This window comes from Agrococcus sp. Marseille-Q4369 (assembly GCF_018308945.1).
Taxonomy (GTDB): Bacteria; Actinomycetota; Actinomycetes; order Actinomycetales; family Microbacteriaceae; genus Agrococcus.
The window spans coordinates 352320-373232 of sequence record NZ_CP070501.1 but is presented as its reverse complement, the minus strand read 5'-3'; the positions used below and the strand labels follow the sequence as shown (position 1 = coordinate 373232).

19 protein-coding genes are annotated in these 20913 nt (G+C 72.7%); 9 read left to right on the top strand and 10 right to left on the bottom strand.

What is annotated here, in order from left to right:
- Position 1: 1 nt before the first annotated feature.
- Positions 2–1003: a cell division protein ZapE gene (gene zapE / locus JSQ78_RS01965; RefSeq protein ID WP_211449001.1), complete on the bottom strand. Its 1002-nt coding sequence runs from the start codon at positions 1001–1003 to the stop codon at positions 2–4.
- 131 nt (positions 1004–1134) lie between these two features.
- Between zapE and JSQ78_RS01960 the strand changes: the two genes are divergently transcribed.
- Both JSQ78_RS01960 and JSQ78_RS01955 read left to right on the top strand, forming a co-directional pair.
- On the top strand, positions 1135–2025 hold the full coding sequence (locus tag JSQ78_RS01960; protein ID WP_211448999.1) for a sulfurtransferase: 891 nt from the start codon (positions 1135–1137) through the stop codon (positions 2023–2025).
- A complete protein-coding gene (locus JSQ78_RS01955) occupies positions 2022–2447 on the top strand; it encodes a SufE family protein (protein ID WP_211448997.1) in 426 nt (141 codons plus the stop codon). Before JSQ78_RS01960 ends, JSQ78_RS01955 begins: the two co-directional genes overlap by 4 nt.
- A gap of 6 nt (positions 2448–2453) precedes the next feature.
- Here the strand turns inward: JSQ78_RS01955 and JSQ78_RS01950 are convergent, their stop codons facing one another.
- Positions 2454–3641 (bottom strand): alpha/beta hydrolase family protein, encoded by a 1188-nt coding sequence (locus JSQ78_RS01950; protein ID WP_211448995.1) that lies wholly within the window; start codon positions 3639–3641, stop codon positions 2454–2456.
- 22 nt (positions 3642–3663) lie between these two features.
- On the opposite strand from JSQ78_RS01950, the gene JSQ78_RS01945 reads away from it, so the two are divergent.
- The 5 genes from JSQ78_RS01945 to JSQ78_RS01925 all read left to right on the top strand — a co-directional run bounded on the left by JSQ78_RS01945 (position 3664) and on the right by JSQ78_RS01925 (position 10456).
- The gene (locus JSQ78_RS01945) at positions 3664–4260 is read left to right on the top strand and encodes a DUF3000 domain-containing protein (protein WP_211448993.1); all 597 of its coding nucleotides are present in this window, start codon (positions 3664–3666) and stop codon (positions 4258–4260) included.
- Positions 4261–4309: 49 nt separating this feature from the next.
- Positions 4310–5509, top strand: coding sequence for an HRDC domain-containing protein (locus JSQ78_RS01940; protein WP_211450452.1), 1200 nt, complete (start codon positions 4310–4312; stop codon positions 5507–5509).
- Between the two features lie 144 nt (positions 5510–5653).
- Positions 5654–6787: a thiolase family protein gene (locus tag JSQ78_RS01935; RefSeq protein ID WP_249295967.1), complete on the top strand. Its 1134-nt coding sequence runs from the start codon at positions 5654–5656 to the stop codon at positions 6785–6787.
- Positions 6787–8928 (top strand): 3-hydroxyacyl-CoA dehydrogenase NAD-binding domain-containing protein, encoded by a 2142-nt coding sequence (locus tag JSQ78_RS01930; RefSeq protein ID WP_211448991.1) that lies wholly within the window; start codon positions 6787–6789, stop codon positions 8926–8928. The genes JSQ78_RS01935 and JSQ78_RS01930 overlap by 1 nt, the downstream gene beginning before the upstream one ends.
- 22 nt (positions 8929–8950) lie before the next feature.
- A complete protein-coding gene (locus JSQ78_RS01925) occupies positions 8951–10456 on the top strand; it encodes a DUF7059 domain-containing protein (RefSeq protein WP_211448989.1) in 1506 nt (501 codons plus the stop codon).
- Positions 10457–10466: 10 nt separating this feature from the next.
- Here the strand turns inward: JSQ78_RS01925 and JSQ78_RS01920 are convergent, their stop codons facing one another.
- The 7 genes from JSQ78_RS01920 to dut all read right to left on the bottom strand — a co-directional run bounded on the left by JSQ78_RS01920 (position 10467) and on the right by dut (position 18570).
- Positions 10467–11267 (bottom strand): ADP-dependent NAD(P)H-hydrate dehydratase, encoded by an 801-nt coding sequence (locus JSQ78_RS01920; protein ID WP_211448987.1) that lies wholly within the window; start codon positions 11265–11267, stop codon positions 10467–10469.
- Between the two features lie 57 nt (positions 11268–11324).
- Positions 11325–11735 carry a hypothetical protein gene (locus JSQ78_RS01915; protein WP_211448985.1) on the bottom strand — a complete coding sequence of 137 codons (411 nt, stop codon included), beginning with the start codon at positions 11733–11735 and terminating at the stop codon, positions 11325–11327.
- A gap of 63 nt (positions 11736–11798) precedes the next feature.
- Complete coding sequence (dxs, locus tag JSQ78_RS01910; RefSeq protein ID WP_211448983.1) at positions 11799–13775, bottom strand: 1-deoxy-D-xylulose-5-phosphate synthase; 1977 nt, start codon at positions 13773–13775, stop codon at positions 11799–11801.
- A 76-nt stretch (positions 13776–13851) separates the two neighbouring features.
- Positions 13852–16668, bottom strand: a complete 2817-nt coding sequence (gene acnA / locus JSQ78_RS01905; protein ID WP_211448981.1) for an aconitate hydratase AcnA — start codon at positions 16666–16668, stop codon at positions 13852–13854.
- A gap of 107 nt (positions 16669–16775) precedes the next feature.
- Positions 16776–17516 (bottom strand): DUF3159 domain-containing protein, encoded by a 741-nt coding sequence (locus JSQ78_RS01900; protein WP_211448979.1) that lies wholly within the window; start codon positions 17514–17516, stop codon positions 16776–16778.
- A gap of 2 nt (positions 17517–17518) precedes the next feature.
- Positions 17519–18121, bottom strand: a complete 603-nt coding sequence (locus JSQ78_RS01895) for a DUF3710 domain-containing protein (protein ID WP_249295813.1) — start codon at positions 18119–18121, stop codon at positions 17519–17521.
- Complete coding sequence (gene dut, locus JSQ78_RS01890; RefSeq protein ID WP_211448977.1) at positions 18118–18570, bottom strand: dUTP diphosphatase; 453 nt, start codon at positions 18568–18570, stop codon at positions 18118–18120. The genes JSQ78_RS01895 and dut overlap by 4 nt, the downstream gene beginning before the upstream one ends.
- A gap of 69 nt (positions 18571–18639) precedes the next feature.
- Between dut and JSQ78_RS01885 the strand changes: the two genes are divergently transcribed.
- Complete coding sequence (locus JSQ78_RS01885) at positions 18640–19086, top strand: DUF3093 domain-containing protein (protein WP_211448975.1); 447 nt, start codon at positions 18640–18642, stop codon at positions 19084–19086.
- 1 nt (position 19087) lies between these two features.
- Here JSQ78_RS01885 and JSQ78_RS01880 read toward each other — a convergent pair whose 3' ends face one another.
- A complete protein-coding gene (locus JSQ78_RS01880) occupies positions 19088–19372 on the bottom strand; it encodes a DUF4193 domain-containing protein (protein ID WP_021011759.1) in 285 nt (94 codons plus the stop codon).
- 230 nt (positions 19373–19602) lie between these two features.
- On the opposite strand from JSQ78_RS01880, the gene sepH reads away from it, so the two are divergent.
- Positions 19603–20850, top strand: coding sequence for a septation protein SepH (sepH, locus tag JSQ78_RS01875; RefSeq protein WP_211448973.1), 1248 nt, complete (start codon positions 19603–19605; stop codon positions 20848–20850).
- The last annotated feature ends 63 nt before the right edge of the window (positions 20851–20913 follow it).

The window sequence follows — 20913 nt, the reverse complement described above, 5'->3', positions numbered from 1 at the left end:
CTCAGCCCTCGGCTGCCAGCGCGTGCAGGCGCGAGATCGCCCGCAGGTACTTCTTGCGGTAGCCGCCGCCCAGCATCTCCTCGCTGAAGACGCGGTCGAGGCTCACGCCGCTCGCGCGGAGCGCCACCTGCGCGTCGTAGAGCCGGTCGACGAGTGCGACGAGCCGCAGCGCGTCGTTCTGGTCGGTCAGCACCCGCACGTCGCGGAGGCCGAGTGCCCGCACGCCGTCGACGAGGCCGACGTAGCGCGAGGGGTGCACGTGCGAGAGGTGCGCGACGAGCGCGTCGAAGTCGTCGAGGGCGACCGTGCCGCCGATGCGCTCGAGCTCGCCCGGGATGTCGTCGTCCGCCGTGACGGGCGCGTGGCCCGAGACGTCGCGGTGGCGATAGTCGTCGCCGTCGATCCGCATGATCTGGAAGCGGTCGGCGATCGCCTGGATCTCGCGCAGGAAGTCGGCGGCGGCGAAGCGGCCCTCGCCGAGCGCGTTCGGCGGCGTGTTGCTCGTCGCGGCGAGCTTCGTGCCGTTCGCGACGAGCTCGCCGAGCAGGCGCGTCATGACCATCGTGTCGCCGGGGTCGTCGAGCTCGAACTCGTCGATGCACACGATCGTCGAGCCCTGCAGCGCGCGCACGGTCTCCGCGTAGCCGAGCGCGCCGACGAGCGCCGTGTACTCGATGAACGTGCCGAAGCGCTTCGGCCCCGGCATCGACTTCCAGAGGGCCGCGAGCAGGTGCGTCTTGCCGACGCCGAAGCCGCCGTCGAGGTAGATGCCGGGCTTGACCTCGGGCGCGCGGCGCTTGAAGAGGCCGCGCTTCGGCGACGTCCAGACGGTCGCGAGCTCGCGCATCCGCTCGAGCGCCTCGGACTGCGAGGGATGCGCGGGGTCGGGGCGGTAGGAGTCGAACGTCGCGCCGTCGAACTGCGGCGGCGGCACGAGGCTCGCGACGATCTGCTCCGCGTCGGCCTGCGGCCGGCGATCGACGAGCGAGATCGGTGCGGACATGCGCGCTCCTTCATCGGCGCCGAGCGCCGCGGGGAAGATGGAGTGGGAGGATGGCGTTCTCCCATCGCAGAAGCCTACCGAGGGCGCGATCCGCACCTCGACGTCACGCCAGCCCCGCAGGAGGAGCATCCATGCCCGAGTCCGAGCCCCGCTTCGCCGAGTACGCCGCGCCTCAGCGGCTCGTGTCGACCGAGTGGGTGGCCGCGCACCTCGACGACCCCGACGTCGTGATCGTCGAGTCCGACGAGGACGTGCTGCTCTACGAGGTCGGCCACATCCCCGGCGCCGTGAAGATCGACTGGCACACCGAGCTCAACGACCCGGTGCAGCGCGACTACGTCTCGCCGGAGGAGTTCGCGCGCCTGCTCGGCTCGAAGGGCATCGGCCGCGACACGACCGTCGTCCTCTACGGCGACAAGGCGAACTGGTGGGCGACCTACGCGCTGTGGGTGTTCGCGCTCTACGGCCACGACAGCACCCGCATCATGGACGGCGGCCGCGACAAGTGGATCGCCGAGGGGCGCGAGCTCACGCGCGAGCGGCCGAGCCGCCCGGCAGTCGACTACCCCGTCACGCCGCGCGACGACGCGACGCTGCGCGCCTTCCGCGACGACGTGCTGCAGCACCTCGGCAAGCCGCTCGTGGACGTGCGCAGCCCCGAGGAGTACTCGGGCGAGCGCACGACCGCGCCCGCCTATCCCGAGGAGGGCGCGCTCCGCGCCGGCCACATCCCGACCGCGGCGAGCGTGCCGTGGGGCAAGGCGGTGAACGAGGACGGCACCTTCCGCTCCCGCGAGGAGCTCGAGGCGATCTACCTCGACGGCGCGAACCTGCGCGGCGCCGACGACGTCATCGCCTACTGCCGCATCGGCGAGCGCTCGAGCCACACGTGGTTCGTGCTGCAGCACCTGCTCGGCCTGCCCCGCGTGCGCAACTACGACGGCTCGTGGACGGAGTGGGGATCGCTCGTCGGTGTGCCGATCGCGATCGGCGCCGAGCCCGGGGAGGTGCCGTCGCGATGAGCCTCACGCCCGCGCTCCAGGAGGCGGTGGATGCGTTCCAGTCGATGGCGGAGCAGGACCGGCTCCAGCTCCTGCTCGAGTACGCCGACGACCTGCCGGCGCTCCCCGAGCGCTACGCCGACCACCCCGACCTCGGCGAGCGCGTCGCCGAGTGCCAGTCGCCCGTCTTCCTCTTCGTCGAGGTCGACGAGCGGGTGCACGTGCACGCGACGGCGCCCGAGGAGGCGCCGACGACGCGCGGCTTCGCGTCGATCCTCGCCCAGGGGCTCGAAGGTGCGAGCGTCGAGCAGGTGCTCGCGGTGCCCGCCGACATGCCGCGGCTGCTCGGCCTCGACCGTGCGGTGTCGCCGTTGCGGCTGCGCGGCATGGCGGGCATGCTCGGCCGCATCCAGCGGCAGGTGCGCGAGCAGTCGGCCGGCTGAGCCGTCTCAGTCGGCGCTGGGTCCGTCGGCTGCGAGCGTCTCGTCGAGCCAGTCGCCGACCTCGCGCTCGTAGCGCGCCCGGTCGAGGTTCCACAGCTTCGTGTGCCGCGCTCGCGTCCACTCCCGGTAGTCGACCAGATCGGGGCGCGCCTCCGCGAGCGACCGCGACGCATCCGGCGGCACGAAGCCGTCGTCGGCAGAGTGCAGCAGCAGGATGGGCTGCGAGAGCCCGTCCGCGTGCAGCACGTTGTCGAGCTCGTCGAAGTCGAGGCTGCGGCTCCCGCTCAGCAGCGACGCGGGCGACTCGAGCAGCCGCACGGCGCTCGACGCGAGCCACGCGGGCAGCCTCAGCAGGCCGACCTGCAGCAGCAGGGTCGGCCGCCAGCCGACCACGGGCGAGTCGAGCACGACCGCGGCGATGCGCCGCCGGTGGCGCGAGCGGCGCGCGACCTGCAGCGCGATCTGCCCGCCCATCGACCAGCCGTGGAGCACGATGCGGCGCGCTCCGCGAGCCACGGCGAGGCCGATCGCGTCGTCGACGTCGCGCCACTCGTCGAGCCCGAGCCGCAGCTTGCCGTCGCGGCTCGGCGGCGCCTCCGAGTCGTTGCGGTACGAGACGGCCATGACGGGGATGCCGCGGGAGAGGTAGATGGACGCCGCACGGATGGTCTCGTGTCGCGTGACGCCGCGCCCGTGCACCTGGATGCACCACGTCTCGGCCTGCTGGTCGCCCATGACCCACGCCGGGGCACCGCCGACCTCGGTCGGCACCGTCACGCGCTCCACCGCATCCGACACCTGCTCGGGCTCGTGGAGCACGTAGCCCGACCAGCGCGCCGCCGAGACGCCCTCGAGCAGCGCTCGCCCGTCGGCGTCGACGGCGCGCACGACGCTCGAAGCGTCCTCCTCGACGACCGCGCCGAGCACGACGATGCGCTCGCCGACCCGCAGCGCGTAGACGCCGGGCAGCCCGGTGTCGAGCGTGCGCGCGAGCCGCACGCCGCGCTCCTCGAGCCCGAGCACCGCGACGTCGTCGGCTTGCTCGCGCGGCAGCGTCACGAGCATCGAGGCGAGCACGGCGGATGCGCCCGTCACGGCGAGCGCTGCGCCCGCGACGACCGCGCCGCCCGCTGCGAGCACCACGCGGCCGGCTCGCGCGTCTCCGGCGGCGGCGCGCCTCGCTTGGGTGCTCACCCTCGAATCGTAGTCTTGCCGGGTGGACACGAGCAGTGCAGCACCCGGTGCGGAGCCCCAGGCCTTCCGTGCCGCGATCGACCAGCTGCGGCGCGCGGAGCTGCGCAGCGAGCTGTCGGTGCGCGAGATCCCGGCCCCCGGTCGCATCGCGCCGCACTCGTTCGCCATCGCCGCCGACGTCGGCGTGCCCGTCCACGGCCGCGACTCCGACATCGGCACCGGCCGCTTCATCCTCATGCACGACCCCGAGGAGCCCGAGGCCTGGGGCGGCGACTTCCGCATCGTGAGCTTCACGCAGGCGTCGCAGGACCCGGAGATCGGCGTCGACCCCTTCCTCGCCGAGGTCACGTGGACCTACTTGCTCGAGGCCCTCGAGCAGCGCGGCGCGGAGTACCACTCCGAGTCGGGCACGGCGACGAAGATCCTCTCGAGCGGCTTCGGCGAGCTCGCCGCGCAGGGCGATGGCGCGCAGATCGAGCTGCGCGCGTCATGGACCCCGACGGGCCGCGACTTCGGCGCGCACCTGACCGCGTGGACCGACCTGCTGTGCGCGATCGCGGGCCTGCCCGTGCAGCCCGGCGCGGCCGGCCTCGACGCCCACAGGCGATCGCGTGGCTGAGCCCGACGAGCGCGCGCCCGAGGCGGAGGCGCCGCAGCTGCCGCACGCCGTGGCGCAGGGCCCCTTCGACGTCATCGTCGACGCGGATGCGCTGCGGAGCGCCGCAGACCGGCTCGCGGCAGGCACGGGGCCGGTCGCCGTCGACGCGGAGCGCGCGAACGGCTTCCGCTACAGCTCGCGCGCCTACCTCGTGCAGCTGCATCGCCGCGGCAGCGGCACGGTGCTCATCGACCCGATCGCAGTCGACGACCTCTCCCCCGTGCAGGAGGCGATCGGCGGCGAGGAGTGGATCATCCACGCCGCGAGCCAGGACCTCCCGTGCTTGCGCGAGATCGGCCTCGAGCCCGCGACGCTCTTCGACACCGAGCTCGGCGCCAGGCTCGCGGGCTTCGAGCGCGTCGGCCTCGCCGCCGTGAGCGAGCGGCTCGTCGGCCTGCGGCTCCGCAAGGAGCACGGCGCGAGCGACTGGTCGACCCGGCCCATCCCGCAGTCCTGGCTCGAGTACGCCGCGCTCGACGTCGAGGTGCTCCCGGATGCGCGCGATGCGCTCGCTGCGGAGCTCGAGTCCCAGGGCAAGCAGGCGATCGCGGAGCAGGAGTTCGCGTACGCGCTCGAGCGGCGCCCGAAGCCGCCCGCGGCGGAGCCGTGGCGGCGGCTCTCGGGCCTGCACGCCATCCGCGACCGCCGGCAGCTCGCCCTCGCGCGCGAGCTGTGGCTCGCCCGCGACGCGCTCGCCCGCGAGACCGACACCGCGCCGGGCCGGCTCGTGCCCGACCGCTCGCTGCTCGTCGCCGCGACCGCGGACGTCGACGCAAAGCAGCGCCTCGCCGCGCGCAAGGACTTCACGGGTCGCGCGAGCCGCTCCGAGCTCGACCGGTGGTGGGCCGCGATCGAGGCGGGCCGGGCGACCGACGACCCGCCGGCGCTGCGCGTCAAGAGCGACGAGCCGCCGCCGCCGCGCTTCTGGCGCCAGCGACGGCCCGAGGCCGACGCGCGGCTCAAGGCGGCGCGCGCCGCGCTGCAGCAGGTCTCGGACGAGCTCGCCATCCCGGCGGAGAACGTGCTCATGCCCGACACACTGCGACGCCTCGCCTGGGAGCCCATCGAGCCGACCGCGGACGCGATCGGCGAGGCGCTCCGGGCACGCGACGCACGCCCGTGGCAGGTTGCGGCGACCGCACAGAGGATCGCCGCCGCCTTTGTAGAGGCAGACCAAGCGCCCGCCGAGGCGCCCGAGGCGGAGTCGTAGGAAGCGGCAACCGCCGACCGGCCACGGGTGTCGGCTTCCTACACTGAAGCCGCAACCACCCAACCAGGAGGCACAGTGGCCAACGACGACGTCGTGTTCGTGGACGGCGTCCGCACCCCATTCGGGCGCGCGGGCGAGAAGGGCATGTACTGGCAGACCCGAGCGGATGATCTCGCGGTGAAGGCGCTCACGGGACTCCTCGAGCGCAACCCGAGCCTGCCGCTCGACCGGGTCGACGACGTGGCGATCGCCGCGACGACCCAGACCGGCGACCAGGGCCTCACGCTCGGTCGCACCGTCGGCATGCTCGCGGGCCTCCCCGTCACCGTGCCCGGGTACGCGCTCGACCGCATGTGCGCCGGAGCGATGACCGCCGTCACGACCGTCGCGGGCGGCATCGCCTTCGGCGCCTACGACGTCGCGATCGCCGGCGGCGTCGAGCACATGGGACACCACCCGATGGGCCTCGACGCCGACCCGAACCCGCGCTTCGTCTCGGAGAAGCTCGTCTCGATGGACGCGCTCAACATGGGCAAGACCGCCGAGCGCATCCACGACCGCTACCCGCACCTGACGAAGGAGCGCTCGGACCGCTACGCGATGGCGTCGCAGCAGAAGTACGCCGCCGCGCTCGCCGCGGGGCACATCACGCCCGACCTCGTCCCCGTCGCGACGCAGACGCCCTCGGGCTGGGGTCTCGCGACCGCCGATGAGGCGCCGCGACCCGAGACGACCATGGAGGGCCTCGCGGCACTGAAGACGCCGTTCCGCGACCACGGCCGCGTGACCGCCGGGAACGCATCCGGCCTGAACGACGGCGCGACGATGTCGATCGTCGCCTCGGCCGCTGCCGCGAAGGAGCTCGGCCTCTCGACGAAGATGCGGATGGTCTCGTTCGCCTTCGCCGGCGTCGACCCCGACATCATGGGCATCGGCCCGGTGCCGTCGACCGAGAAGGCGCTCCGCAAGGCGGGCCTGTCGATCGACGACATCGGCCTGTTCGAGCTCAACGAGGCGTTCGCCGTGCAGGTGCTCGCGTTCACCGATCACTTCGGCATCGCCGACGACGACCCGCGCGTCAACCCGTGGGGCGGCGCGATCGCGATCGGCCACCCGCTCGCCTCCTCGGGCGTGCGCCTCATGCTGCAGCTCGCGCGCCAGTTCGAGCAGCGCCCCGACGTGCGCTACGGCGTCACCGCGATGTGCGTCGGCCTCGGCCAGGGCGGCACCGTCATCTGGGAGAACCCGCACCACAAGCGCTACGGGAAGGGCAACTGATGGCGATCCGCGACGAGTTCCCCCGCCTCGCAGCCTCGGCGTTCGACGAGGTCGTCACGCACAGCCACGTGCGCGACGTCCGCCTCGCCTCCGGCCGCACGCTCGCGCTCGTGACGCTCGACAACGGGCGCGACCACACCCGGCCGTCGACGCTCGGCCCCGAGACGCTCTTCGAGCTCGGTGACGTGCTCGAGGCGCAGCGCGCCCGCGGCGCGGCCGGTGAGATCGCCGCGATCGCCGTGACGGGGAAGCCCTACTTCCTCGCGGCGGGCGTCGATCTCTCGAACGTCGCCGACATCCCCGACCGCGCGACGGCGGCTGAGCTGCCGCGCCTCGGCCACCGCGTGCTCGGTCTCCTCCACGAGGCGCCGGTGCCGACGTTCGTGTTCATCAACGGCCTCGCGCTCGGCGGCGGGCTCGAGATCGGCCTCAACGCCGACTACCGCACGATCAACGCGGCGGCGCCCGCCGTGGCGCTGCCGGAGGTCTTCCTCGGCCTCATCCCCGGTTGGGGCGGCGCCACGATCCTCCCGAACCTCATCGGCATCGAGAGCGCCCTCAAGGTCGTGATCGAGAACCCGCTCAAGCAGAACCGCATGCTGAAGCCCGCCGAGGCGTTCGAGCTCGGCATCGCCGACGCGATGTTCGGGCCCGCGACGTTCCTCGAGTCGTCGCTGCGCTGGGCGGACGAGGTCCTCGGCGGCAAGAAGGTCGAGCGACGCCACGTGCCCGGCACGATCGAGCGCACCGTCAAGTGGCCGGTCGCGCTCAGGATCGCTCGCGAGTCGCTCCAGAAGCGCATCGGCACGGTGCCCGCGGCGCCGTACCGCGCGCTCGAGCTGCTCGAGCTCGCCCGCAAGAACGACCGCAAGGCGGGCTTCGCGGCCGAGGACGAGGCGATCACCGACCTCGCCGCCGGCGATCAGTTCGTCGCGTCGATGTACGCGTTCAACCTCGTGCAGAAGCGCGCGAAGCGTCCCGCGGGTGCGCCCGACAAGGAGCTCGCGAAGAAGGTGTCGAAGGTCGGCATCATCGGCGCCGGCCTCATGGCGAGCCAGTTCGCGCTGCTCTTCGTGCGCCGGCTGCAGGTGCCCGTCGTCATCACCGACCTCGACCAGTCGCGCGTCGACCAGGCGCTCGAGGGCATCCGCGGCGAGATCGACAAGCTCGCCGACAAGGGCCGCATCTCGAGCGACGAGCAGCAGCGCCTCCGCGCGCTCGTGAGCGGCACGGTCGACAAGGCCGACTTCGCGGACTGCGACTGGGTCATCGAGGCCGTGTTCGAGGAGCTGAGCGTCAAGCAGCAGGTCTTCGCCGAGGTCGAGCCGCACCTGTCCGAGACGGCCGTCATCGCGACGAACACGTCGAGCCTCTCGGTCGAGCAGATCGGGGCGAAGCTCGCGCACCCGGAGCGCCTCGTCGGCTTCCACTTCTTCAACCCCGTCGCCGTCATGCCGCTCATCGAGGTCGTGAAGACCCCGCAGACCGACGACGCGACGCTCGCGACCGCCATGCGCGTCGCGAAGGACCTGAAGAAGAACGCCGTCATCACGCGCGACACCCCGGGCTTCGTCGTCAACCGCGTGCTCGCGAAGCTGCTCGGCGAGGCGATGCACGCGGTCGAGCAGGGCACGCCGTTCGAGTCGGTCGTCGAGGCGCAGCAGGCGTTCGGCTTCCCGATGGACCCGTTCGTGCTCCTCGACCTCGTCGGCCTCAAGGTCGGCGCCCACGTGCTCGACACGCACCACGGCGCCTTCCCCGACCGGTTCTTCGAGTCGAAGGCGCTCCACGAGCTCGCCGAGCAGGGCGTCCTGCTCGAGAGGGACTCGAAGGGCGAGCCGAAGGGCATCGACAAGCGCGCGCGGAAGATCGTCGCGAAGCACACGCCGAAGGGCGCCGTGCCGCTCTCGGTCGATGAGCTGCGGCTGCGCATCGAGGACGGCCTCGCCGACGAGATCAAGCGCATGCTCGACGATCACGTCGTCGAGGCGGCCGAGGACATCGACCTCTGCATGATCCTCGGCGCGGGCTGGCCGTTCCAGATGGGCGGCATCACGCCCTACCTCGACCGCGTCGGCGCATCCGAGCGCGTCTTCGGCGGCACGTTCCACGAACCGCGGATCGAGGGCGTCAAGGCCTGACGCCGTCCGGCAGACTGGCGGGATGCACCCCGCGCACATCGATGCCCTCGCCCGTGACCTCGCGACAGCGAGCCTCACGGGCGAGGGCATCCGTGCGCTCGTGGGCGCCGATGCCGAAGCCGCGCTCGGTCGCGCGGTCGCGGCGCCCGCCCGCCGAGCGGCGCTGCGCTCCCCCGGTGCCCGCTCGACCCTGCTGCGAGCGCTCGTGCTCGGCGACCCGGTGCCGACCGACGAGCTGACGGATGCGCTCCCCTCGCTCGGTCTCGACGGCGCGGTCGCGCTCGGCCTCATCGCCCTCGCCGGCGACACGGCCCGTCCCCTCGTCGCGATCCGGCCGCACGCCTACCGCGACGCGCTCGGCGAGGGCGAGTGGTGGATCGCGAGCGACCTGGACGAGCTCGCGGGCATCGCGCCGCTTCGATCAGACCACGTGCTCGGCGTCGGCGGCGCCGCGCGGACGCTCGCGTCGCTGCTGCCGCCGACAGACGCTCCCGTCGACGTCGCGCTTGACCTCGGCACGGGCTGCGGCGTCATCGCCCTGCACCTGCGGCGCTTCGCCGACCGGGTCATCGCGACCGATGTCTCCGAGCGCGCCCTGGGCTTCGCCGAGCTCAACGCGCGGCTCAACGGCGTCGACGGCATCGAGACGCGGCTCGGCTCGCTCTTCGAGCCCGTCGCGGGCGAGCGATTCGACCTCATCGCCTCGAACCCGCCGTTCGTCATCACGCCGCGCGAGCCTGGCGTGCCGGCGTTCGAGTACCGCGACGGCGGGCGGACGGGCGACGCGCTCATGGCCGAGGTCGTCGCAGGCCTCGCCGACCACGTGACGGCCGCCGGCGAGGCCCGGCTGCTCGGCAACTGGGAGTCGGTCGGTGGCGCCGAGGGCCTCGACCGCGCCGGTGCGTGGGCGGGCGACGGGCTCGACGTGTGGGCGATCGAGCGCGAGTCGCTCGATCCCGTGCGGTATGCCGAGCTGTGGCTGCGGGACGGCGGCACGCTGCCGCGCGACGACGACTTCCCGCGCCTCGCGGGCGCGTGGCTCGACGACTTCGAGGCGCGGGGCGTGACCGCGATCGGCATGGGTTGGATCGCGGCTCGCCCGGCCGCCGGCCGCGCACCGCTCCGCCGCCTCGAGCGCGTCTCGCAGGCGGTGGCGCTCGAGCACGCCGGCGCGCACCTCCGCGCCGCGCTCGACGACGCCGCATGGCTCGCGACCGTCGACGACGATGCGCTTCGCGAGACGGTGCTCGTCGCGTCGCCCGACGTCACCGAGGCACGGCATCAGCTGCCCGGCGCCGGCGGCCCGAACGTCATCGAGCTGCGCCAGGGCGGCGGGCTCGGCCGCTCGCTCTCGGTCGACACCGCGCTCGCCGCGCTCGTGGGCGCGAGCGACGGGGACCTGCCCATCGGCACCCTGCTCGCGGCGATCGCCGGGCTGCTCGAGGTCGACGAGCCCGTGCTCGCCGCCGACGTGCTGCCGCGCGTGCGCGAGCTCGTGCAGACGGGCTTCCTGCGGCACCTCCCCTGACGCTCGCGCGTCAGCGAGCCATGCGCGCGGCGACAGCCGCTGGCACGTGCTCCGCCACGTCGAGCGCCGTGATGGGGCGCCCGCCGACGGCCGCTGCCGCGGCCGCCGCACCGTGCAGCGCGACCGCCAGCGCGGCGATCGACGCGAGCGCCTGGGCCCCGCGGGCCGCCTCGGCGTTCACCGAGACGATCGCGCCGAGCATGCCGGCCAGCACGTCGCCCGTGCCGGCGGTCGCGAGGCGGTGCGTCGCCGCCTCGACGGTCGCCGTCGCGCCGCTCGGCTCGACCACGTGCGTCGCGGCGCCCTTCGCGACCACGACGGCGTCGAGCGCCGCGGCCGCGGCCGCCGCGCGCATCCGCTCGTCCTCGTCGACCCGCACGCCGAGCTGCTCGAGGATGCGCTCGAGCTCGCGGCCGTGCGGCGTGACGACCGCCGGCCCCGCGTGCCCCGGCACGAGGTCGAGCGCACCCGCGTCGACGACGCACGGAACGCTCGAGCGCAGCGCCTCGAGCAGCAGCGAGCGGAGCCGCGGGTCGCGCTCCCGCGCGTCCTGGCCCGAGCCGAGCAGCCATGCGTCGACGCCGTCCGCCGGCTCGTCGAGGGCGTGGCAGACGGTCTCGGGTCGCCTCGCGAGCACGAGGTCCTGCACGCGGCGCGGCGCCCACAGCCGCACCATGCCGATGCCCGTGCGCCACGCTGCCTCGACCCCGAGCACCGCCGCGCCCGGGTAGCGCTCGGAGCCGGTGATGACCCCGAGCACGCCCATCGAGCGCTTGTCGTCGTCGGCACCCGGCGCACGCAGCCACTCCATGCCGCCACCCTACGGCGCGCTGCCTCCCGAGCCGCCGGTGCCGGTCGCCGCGGGCGCTCACCAGAGCGCGTCGACGCCGCGCCCGTGCGCGACGAGCACGCCGAGCAGCTGCACGCGCGGTGTGCGGGCGGCGGCGCGCACGATCACGTCGGTCCAGGCGAGGTCGTCGGGCGTGGCTCGAGCCTGGCCCGGCCGCTCGAGCACGATCGCGACGTGCGCCGCGATCTCCGCGACGCCCGTCAGGAGCGCGGTGAGCGTCGCGACCGTCTCGGCGTCGGGCGAGACGGGGGCGCCCTCGATCTGCGGCAGGAGCGGCAGCTGCCGCCGCTCGTGGTCGAGGAGCAGGAGCCACATGCGGCGCACGAAGCCCTGCTGGATGAGCGTCGTCGCGCGCTCGAGCAGCGCGTCGTCGTCGAGGATGGGCACGTCGCCGAGCTCGAGCAGGCGATCGGTCGTGAGGTCGTCCATGGCGGCAGGGAACCGCATCCGAGACCTCCCCGTCAGGGTGGGGTGGCCCGCCTGTGGAGAGCGTCAGTCCGCGACGGTGCCCGGGTGCGGCGCGCTCGCCGCGTCGTCGGCCTCGAGGACGAGCGGCCGGTCCTCCGGCAGCGGCCGCGCGACCGGCACGCGCCCGGTGCCGAGCACTTGCTGGATGACGTTCCGCGCGATGGTCTGCGCCGAGAGCCCGACCTCCTCGAGGATCTCGGAGCGCTCCGCGTGGTCGATGAACGCATCCGGGAGCCCGAGCTCGTCGACCGGCGTGTCGACGCCCGCGGCCCGCAGCTCCTGGCGCACGCGCGTGCCGATGCCACCGACCCGCACGCCGTCTTCGAGGGTGATGACGATGCGGTGGTCGCGCGCGAGCTCGACGATCGACGGCGCGACCGGAACGACCCAGCGCGGATCGACGACCGTCACGCCGATGCCCTGCGCCTGCACGCGCTGCGCGACCTCCATGGCGAGGTGCGCGAACGAGCCGATCGCGATGATGAGCACGTCGCGGTGCGGGGCCTCGAGCAGCAGGTCGACGCCGTCGGCGGTGCGGCGCACCGCCTCGATCTCGTTCGGTACCGAGCCCTTGGGGTAGCGGACGACCGTGGGCGCGTCCTGGACCGCGACGGCCTCGCGCAGCTCCTCCTGCAGGCGCGCTGCGTCGCGCGGCGCGGCGAGCCGGATGCCGGGCACGAACTGCAGCAGCGCGAGGTCCCACATCCCGTGGTGGCTCGGGCCGTCCGGACCCGTGACGCCGGCTCGGTCGAGCACGAAGGTCACGCCGGCCTTGTGCAGCGCGACGTCCATGAGCACCTGGTCGAACGCGCGGTTGACGAAGGTCGCGTAGATCGCCACGACCGGGTGGAGGCCGCCGTACGCGAGGCCCGCCGCAGTCGTGACGGCGTGCTGCTCGGCGATGCCGACGTCGAGCACGCGCGAGGCATCGTAGGCGGCGAGCCGGTCGAGGCCCGTCGGGCGCAGCATCGCGGCAGTGATGCCGACGATGCGCTCGTCCTGCTTGGCGAGCGAGACGAGCTCCTCGGCGAAGACCGAGGTCCAGGCCGGGCGGCCCGCGCTCGAGAGCGACTCCCCCGTCTCCGGGTCGATCTGCCCGACCGCGTGGAACTGGTCCGCCTCGTCGCGGATGGCCGGGTCGAAGCCCTGCCCCTTCTGCGTGATGACGTGCACGATGACGGGAGCGCCGAAGTCGCGGGCCTGGGTGAGCGCCTCCTCGAGCGCCTCGAGGTCGTGCCCGTCGATCGGGCCGAGGTACTTGATGTCGAGGTTCGAGTAGAGCGCCTCGTTGTTGACGAAGCGCGTGAGGAAGCCGTGCGTCGCGCCGCGGACGCCGCGGTAGACGGCGCGACCCGGACGGCCGAGCTTCGCGAAGGCCCGCTCGCTTGAGGTGCGGAGGTTCGCGTACGAGCGGCGCGTGCGCACGCCGTTGAGGAAGCGCGCCATGCCGCCGATCGTCGGCGCGTATGAGCGGCCGTTGTCGTTCACGACGATGACGAGCCGGCGGCTGTTGTCGTCGGAGATGTTGTTGAGCGCCTCCCACGTCATGCCGCCCGTGAGCGCGCCGTCGCCGACGACGGCGACGACCGAGCGGTCGTGCTGACCCGTGATGTCGAACGCCCGGCTGATGCCCTCGGCCCACGACAGGGACGAGGATGCGTGGCTCGACTCGACGATGTCGTGCTCGCTCTCGGCGCGCTGCGGGTAGCCCGCGAGGCCGCCCTTCTGCCGCAGGCGGGAGAAGTCCTGCCGGCCCGTGAGGAGCTTGTGCACGTAGGACTGGTGGCCCGTGTCGAACACGAACGCGTCGCGCGGCGAGTGGAAGACGCGGTGCATCGCCATCGTGAGCTCGACGACGCCGAGGTTGGGGCCGAGGTGGCCGCCCGTGCGCGCGACCTCGCGGATCAGGAATGCGCGGATCTCTCCAGCCAGCTCGGTCAGCTCGGTCTGCGAGAGCCGGTCGAGGTCGCGCGGGCCGTGGATCTGATCGAGGAGCGCCATAGTCCCCCAATGCTACCGAGCGACATGGGAAAGGCCCCCAGCCGGAGCTGGGGGCCTTCCACGAGTCGCGGCTCGATCAGACGAGCGATCGCAGCACGTACTGCAGGATGCCGCCGTTGCGGTAGTAGTCCGCCTCGCCCGGCGTGTCGATGCGCACGACCGCGTCGAACTCGATCGTCTGCTTGCCCTCGGGGCTGTGCTCGCTCGGCTCGGCGGTGACGCGCACGGTCTTGGGCGTGCGTCCCTCGTTGAGCTCGGTGAGGCCCGAGATCGAGATGACCTCGGTGCCGTCGAGGCCCAGGCTCTCCCAGCTCTCGCCCTGCGGGAACTGCAGCGGGACGACGCCCATGCCGATGAGGTTGGAGCGGTGGATGCGCTCGAACGACTCGGTGATGACCGCCTTGACGCCCAGGAGGTTCGTGCCCTTGGCGGCCCAGTCGCGGCTCGAGCCCGAGCCGTACTCCTTGCCGCCGAGGACGACGAGCGGGGTGCCCTGCTCCTGGTAGTGCTGCGACGCGTCGTAGATGAAGGCCTGCTCGCCGTCGGGCGTCGTGAAGTCGCGGGTGTAGCCGCCCTCCACACCGTCGAGCAGCAGGTTCTTCAGGCGGATGTTCGCGAACGTGCCGCGGATCATGACCTCGTGGTTGCCGCGACGCGAGCCGTAGGAGTTGAAGTCCTTCCGGTCGACGCCGTGCTCGGTGAGGTACTGGCCCGCGGGGCTGTCGGCCTTGATGCTGCCGGCCGGCGAGATGTGGTCGGTCGTGACCGAGTCGCCGAGCTTCGCGAGCACGCGGGCGCCCTGGATGTCCTCGACGGGCGTGAGCTCCATCGTCATGCCCTCGAAGTACGGGGGCTTCCGCACGTACGTCGACTGCTCGTCCCACTCGAAGACGTCACCGTCGGGCGTGGGCAGGCTGCGCCAGCGCTCGTCGCCGTCGAAGACGGCCGCGTACTGCTTCGTGAACATCTCGGTGTCGATCGACGAGTCGATCGTCTGCTGCACCTCGTCGGCCGAGGGCCAGATGTCGGCGAGGAAGACGTCCTGGCCGTCCTTGCCCTTGCCGAGCGGCTGGGTCTCGAAGTCGAAGTCCATCGTGCCGGCGAGCGAGTAGGCGATCACGAGCGGCGGCGACGCGAGGTAGTTCATCTTGACGTCGGGGTTGATGCGGCCCTCGAAGTTGCGGTTGCCCGAGAGCACCGCCGTCACGGCGAGGTCGTGCTCGTTGACGGCGGTCGAGACCTCGTCGATGAGCGGGCCGGAGTTGCCGATGCACGTCGTGCAGCCGTAGCCGACCGTGTAGAAGCCGAGCTCGTCGAGGTCCTTCGTCAGGCCCGACTTGTCGTAGTAGTCGGTGACGACCTTCGATCCGGGAGCGAGCGTCGTCTTGACCCACGGCTTCGCCTTGAGGCCCTTCTCGACCGCCTTGCGGGCGAGCAGGCCCGCGGCGAGCATCACCGAGGGGTTCGACGTGTTCGTGCACGACGTGATCGCGGCGATCGTGACGGCGCCGTTGTCGAGCGTGTAGGTCTCGCCGTCGGGCGTCGAGACAGTGACCGGCTTCGAGAACTCGACCGGGCCTCCGCCGTTGATGTGCACCTCGCGGGTGTCGTCCTCCTCCTCGCCGGGCACGTTGCCCGGGTCCGACGCGGGGAACGAGTGCTTCGACTCGAGGTCGACGATGTCGCGCGAGGTCGTCGGCACCGCGTAGTTCGCGATGTCCTGCGCGAACTGCTCCTTGGCGCGCGTGAGCTCGATGCGGTCCTGGGGGCGCTTCGGGCCGGCGATCGACGGCACGACGGTGCTGAGGTCGAGCTCCATGTACTCGGAGAAGACCGGCTCGACCGCCGGGTCGTGCCACAGGCCCTGCTCCTTCGAGTAGGCCTCGACGAGCGCGACCTGCTGCTCGTCGCGACCGGTGAAGCGCAGGTAGTCGAGCGTGACGTCGTCGATCGGGAAGATCGCGGCGGTCGAGCCGAACTCGGGGCTCATGTTGCCGATCGTCGCGCGGTTGGCGAGCGGCACGGCGCCGACGCCGGTGCCGTAGAACTCGACGAACTTGCCGACCACGCCGTGCTTGCGCAGCATGTCGGTGATCGTGAGCACGACGTCGGTCGCGGTGACGCCCGTGGCGATCTCGCCGGTGAGCTTGAAGCCGACGACGCGCGGGATGAGCATCGAGACGGGCTGGCCGAGCATCGCGGCCTCGGCCTCGATGCCGCCCACGCCCCAGCCGAGCACGCCGAGGCCGTTGACCATCGTGGTGTGCGAGTCGGTGCCGACGACCGTGTCGGGGTATGCGGTGAGCTCGCCGTCGAAGGTGCGGGAGTAGGTGACCTTCGCGAGGTTCTCGATGTTCACCTGGTGCACGATGCCCGTGCCCGGGGGGACGACCTTGAAGTCCTGGAACGCCGTCTGGCCCCAGCGGAGGAACTGGTAGCGCTCGCCGTTGCGCTGGTACTCGATCTCGACGTTGCGCTCGAACGCGTCGGCCGTGCCGAAGAGGTCGGCGATGACGGAGTGGTCGATCACGAGCTCGGCGGGCGCGAGCGGGTTGATCTTCGTCGGGTCGCCGCCGAGCTCGGCGACGGCCTCACGCATCGTGGCGAGGTCGACGATGCAGGGCACACCCGTGAAGTCCTGCATGACGACACGAGCCGGCGAGAACTGGATCTCGACGTTCGGCTCGGCGGATGCGTCCCACGACCCGAGCGCCTCGATCTGGCTGCTCGTGACGTTCTTGCCGTCCTCGGTGCGGAGCAGGTTCTCGAGCAGCACCTTGAGGCTGAACGGCAGGCGCTCGTGGCCCGCGACCTTGTCGATCCGGTAGAACGTGTAGTCGGTGCCGCCGACCGACAGCGATGCCTTGCTGTCGAAGCTGTTCGGGTTCGCCATCGTGACTCCTTCTGGGTCTCACGGGTTGCGCTGGCTGCGCCTGCAGTCTATGCCTGCGCCCTCGACCGCGGGTGGCTGGACGCAAAATATCTTGACGTCAAGATATCTTACCGCGACTCCCGATCGACCGCATCCGCAGGCGTGGCGAGCACGGCCCGGACCATGAGCCACGTCACCCACAGCGCGGCGAGGTAGAGCGGCACGCCCATGAGCAGCTTCGTCGCGGCGAGCGCCTCGACGGCGCCCGCGAGGTACATCGGCACCTGCACCGCGAGCCGCGCACCGATCACGACGAGCCACAGCACCGTCGCGCGCCACGCGACCGCGCGCTTCGCGCGCTCCGTCCGCCAGGCGTGCGGCTTCGCGGTGAGGGCGCCCGCGATGATCCCGACGAGCGGCCGGCGCGCGAGCATCGACACGACGAGCACGAGGATGACGACGGTGTTGACCGTGAAGCCCCAGAGGAAGTTGTCCTCCCCCTGCCCGGTGATGAGCGCGATCGCCGCCGAGATGCCGACCCCGATGAGGCCCGCGAACGCGAGCACGGGCTGGCCCTTCTGCAGCACGCGCCAGGCCACGAAGCCCACGGACGCGAGGAGCGGCACGAGCACCGAGACGAGCACGTCCTTCGTCGTCGCGTAGAGCACGAGGAAGAGCACGCCGGGCAGGAGCGACTCGACGAGTCCGCGCACGCCGCCCATCGCGTCGAGCAGCGCGCCGGCGCTCGGCTTCGCGGCCGGGTCGAGGTGACCGAGCTTCGAGCCGCGGATCGCTGCGCCGACCTGCTCGGCGAAGGATGCCTCAGCGGGCTCGGCCTCGTCGGCGGGACCGGCCTGCTCGGCGGGCACCGTCAGACGGCCTTCGGCGCGCTGAGCGGGATGAGCTCGCGCGGGGGCATCGGCTGCACGCCGCGGCACACGACGGTCGAGCGGAACAGCTCGAACGCCTTCGCCGCCTCATCGTCGTCGAGCGCGGCCTTGCCGCCGATGAGTCCCTGCAGCATCCAGCGCGGGCCGTCGACGCCGATGATGCGCACCGCGCGCGGTGCGCCGTCGGGGCCGACCGTCAGCCGGGCGCGGAGCTCGGGGCCGAGCGGACCCTCGGTGTCCTCGACCGCGGCGCCCTGGCGCTCGAGCTGCCCTCGCAGCACCTCTCGCACGGGCAGCCAGATGCCCTCGCTGCGCGGCGCCGCGAACGGCTGCAGCTGCACCGTCGAGCCCTCGTGCTCGAGCGTCACCGCGACGATGCGCTTCGTCTTCTCCTCGACCTCGAGCCGCATCTGCATGCCGGGGCGCGGGACGATGCGGAGGCCGCCGAGGTCGACGTAGGGCCGCACGGGCGCCTCGGCCTCGTCGAGCGGCCCCGCCACGGCGCGGTCCTCGGGGGCCGTCTTCTCGACGACCGCCTCCTCCTCCATGGGCTGCTCGTCGGCGCTGTCGGTCGTGTCGGTCATCGTGCGATCCCCTCCTGGACGGCGCTCAGGCCGGTCGACCCGTGCCCGCGCTCCCCTCGATCGGAGCCCGGCAGCCGCTCGACCTCGACGAAGCGCACGCGCTCGACGCGCTGCACGACGAGCTGAGCGATGCGGTCCCCGACCTCGATCCGATGCGGCTCCCCGCCGGTGTTGAGCAGGTTGACCTTGATCTCGCCGCGATAGCCCGCGTCGACGGTGCCGGGCGCGTTCACGATCGTGATGCCGTGCTTCGCGGCGAGCCCGCTGCGCGGGTGCACGAACGCGGCGTAGCCGTCGGGCAGCGCGATCGCGACGCCGGTGCCGACGAGCGAGCGCTCGCCCGCGCCGAGCGTGACCGCCTCGGCGGCATGGAGATCGGCACCGGCATCGCCAGGGTGCGCGTATGCGGGCACCGGCGATCCGGTGATGAGGACTTCGACCTGCTCCATCGCACTCGAGGCTAGCCGAGCGGGAGCGGGACGGAGAACCGCGGCCTCCGATCGCGAGAGGATGGGGGCATGGAAACCGCCCCCTCGTACCGCGAGCGGCTCGTGCCGCCGTGGTGGCTCCCGCTCGTGCTGCTGCTCATCGTGCCCGCGGTGCTGCTCGTCTTCCTGCCCGTCAACCTGCAGGTCGGCGTCGCGATCGCGATCGTGCTCTACGTCGCCGTCGTCGCGCTGCTGTGGCTCAGCGCGCCCGTGGTCGCCGTCGAGGGAGCCGAGCTCCGCGCCGGCCGCGCGCGCATCCCGGTCGCCCAGCTCGGGTCGCCGGAGGTGCTGCTCGGCGATGCCGCGCAATCGGCGCTGCGGGCGGGCTGGGACCCGGCGGACCACCACGTGGTCTCGCCGTGGACCCGCGCGCTCGTCCGGGTCGCCGTCGAGGACCCGGAGGATCCGACGCCGGCGTGGCTGATCAGCTCGCGGCGCCCGGAGGCCCTCGCCGCGGCGATCGGGGCGGCCCGCTAGCTCAGGCGCACTCGCGGCAGATGGGGCCGAGCTTCGACTCGTGGTCGAACTGCAGTCGGTGCTTCACGAGGAAGCAGCTGACGCACGTGAACTCGTCCTCCTGGGGCGGGAGCACGACGACGTCGAGCTCGACGTCGGCGAGGTCGGCGGCCGAGAGATCGAAGCTGCCGGGGTTGTCGGCGTCCTCGTCCGTGGAGACGCTCTTCGCAGGCACACGCTCCTTGAGCGCCTCGATCGACTCGCTCTCGTCGTCGGTCTTGCGGGGGGCGTCGTAATCGGTGGCCATGCGGCAGTCCTTCGAGGGGGTTGGGGTCGGCGTCGGCGCACATTCTGCACGAAACAGAACGCCGGAGCAAATCAGATATCAGGTGGCGCTCCGCGACTGCGCCGGTGCGGGGCGACAGGTCGTGCCTGCATTCGACGGAACGCGCGGCGCGCCCGCTCCATTCCCGCCCTGACCGCGGGTCGCGTGGGAGGCTGACGCGACCCGACACCGCAAGGAAGGACCGACGAATCATGCAGCAGCTGAGCGTCATCGGCATCGAGGACGAGGTGCTCATCCTCGAGTCCGAGTCGGGTGAGCGCTTCCGCGTGCCCGTCGCCGACCTCCCGGAGCACCGCAAGCCCACGGCGGCCGTGCCGCACCGCGAGCGCAAGGCCACGCCGCGCGAGATCCAGTCGCTCATCCGTGGCGGCATGACGGCCGAGCAGGTCGCCTCCTCCACCGGCGAGGAGCTCGCCTACGTCGAGCGCTTCGAGGGCCCCGTGCTCGCCGAGCGCGCGCACATGCTCGACTCCGCGCTCTCGATCCCGGTGGCCACCGGCGACATCGATCCGCTCGCGGGCGAGACGGCGTTCGGCGCCGCGATCGGCGAGCGCCTCGACGACCTGCGGGCGATCGAGCGCTCCTGGGCCGCGTGGAAAGACGCGGACGGCGGCGCCTGGACGGTGCGCCTGCGCTTCACGACCGAGGGCATCCAGCACGAGGCGCTCTGGGGCTACGAGCCGAAGAAGGCCACGCTGACCCCGCGGGGCAAGGAGGCGACGTCGCTCAGCCAGTCGAGCGAGGCGGCTAGCGTGCTCGTGCCGCGGCTGCGGGCGATCGACCGCCAGTCGCGGCCGACGACCCCCGATGCCGCGGCGACCGCACCCGCCGCGCCCGCCGACGCGCCCGCCGAGGAGCCGGCGGCCCCGCCCATCTCGCAGCGCGCGGCGACGCACGACCCGGATCGACACGACACCGGTCGACACGACACCGGCCGGTTCGACTCCGACGCCTTCCGCATCCAGCGGGGCGCGCAGCGGTCGGCGCCGAGCCCCGTCGAGCCCGGCGTCGGCCTCGAGGAAGCCGTCGCCTCCGCCACCCTCACCGAGGGCTCCCCCGAGGAGCGCCCCAAGGAGCCGACGCGCGCCGAGAACCCGTGGCTGCGCCGTCGCTCCGGCGAGGTCGGCAGCCAGCCCGAGAACGTGCAGGCCGCGGCGATCAACCGCCCCGCCGCCGCGACCCAGCCGAACCACACGGCCGAGCTGCTCGATGCGCTGCGGCGCCGGCGCAGCGAGCGCGAGGCAGCGCTGCGCACCGCTGAGAGCGAGCCCGCGCTGCTCGAGCCGGAGCAGCCCGCCGCGCAGGCCCCCGAGGCCGAGGAGCAGCAGCGTCCCGCCCGGGCGCAGGCGACGGGCCCGGTCGGGGGCAAGAAGCGCGGCTCCCGCGCCGCGATGCCGAGCTGGGACGAGATCGTCTTCGGCTCGCGCAGCGACGACTGACGACCGAGGATCTCGGGGAGGTTGCCCGCGCGCCTGGCAGAGCTGAAGGCGTCGTCATGTTAA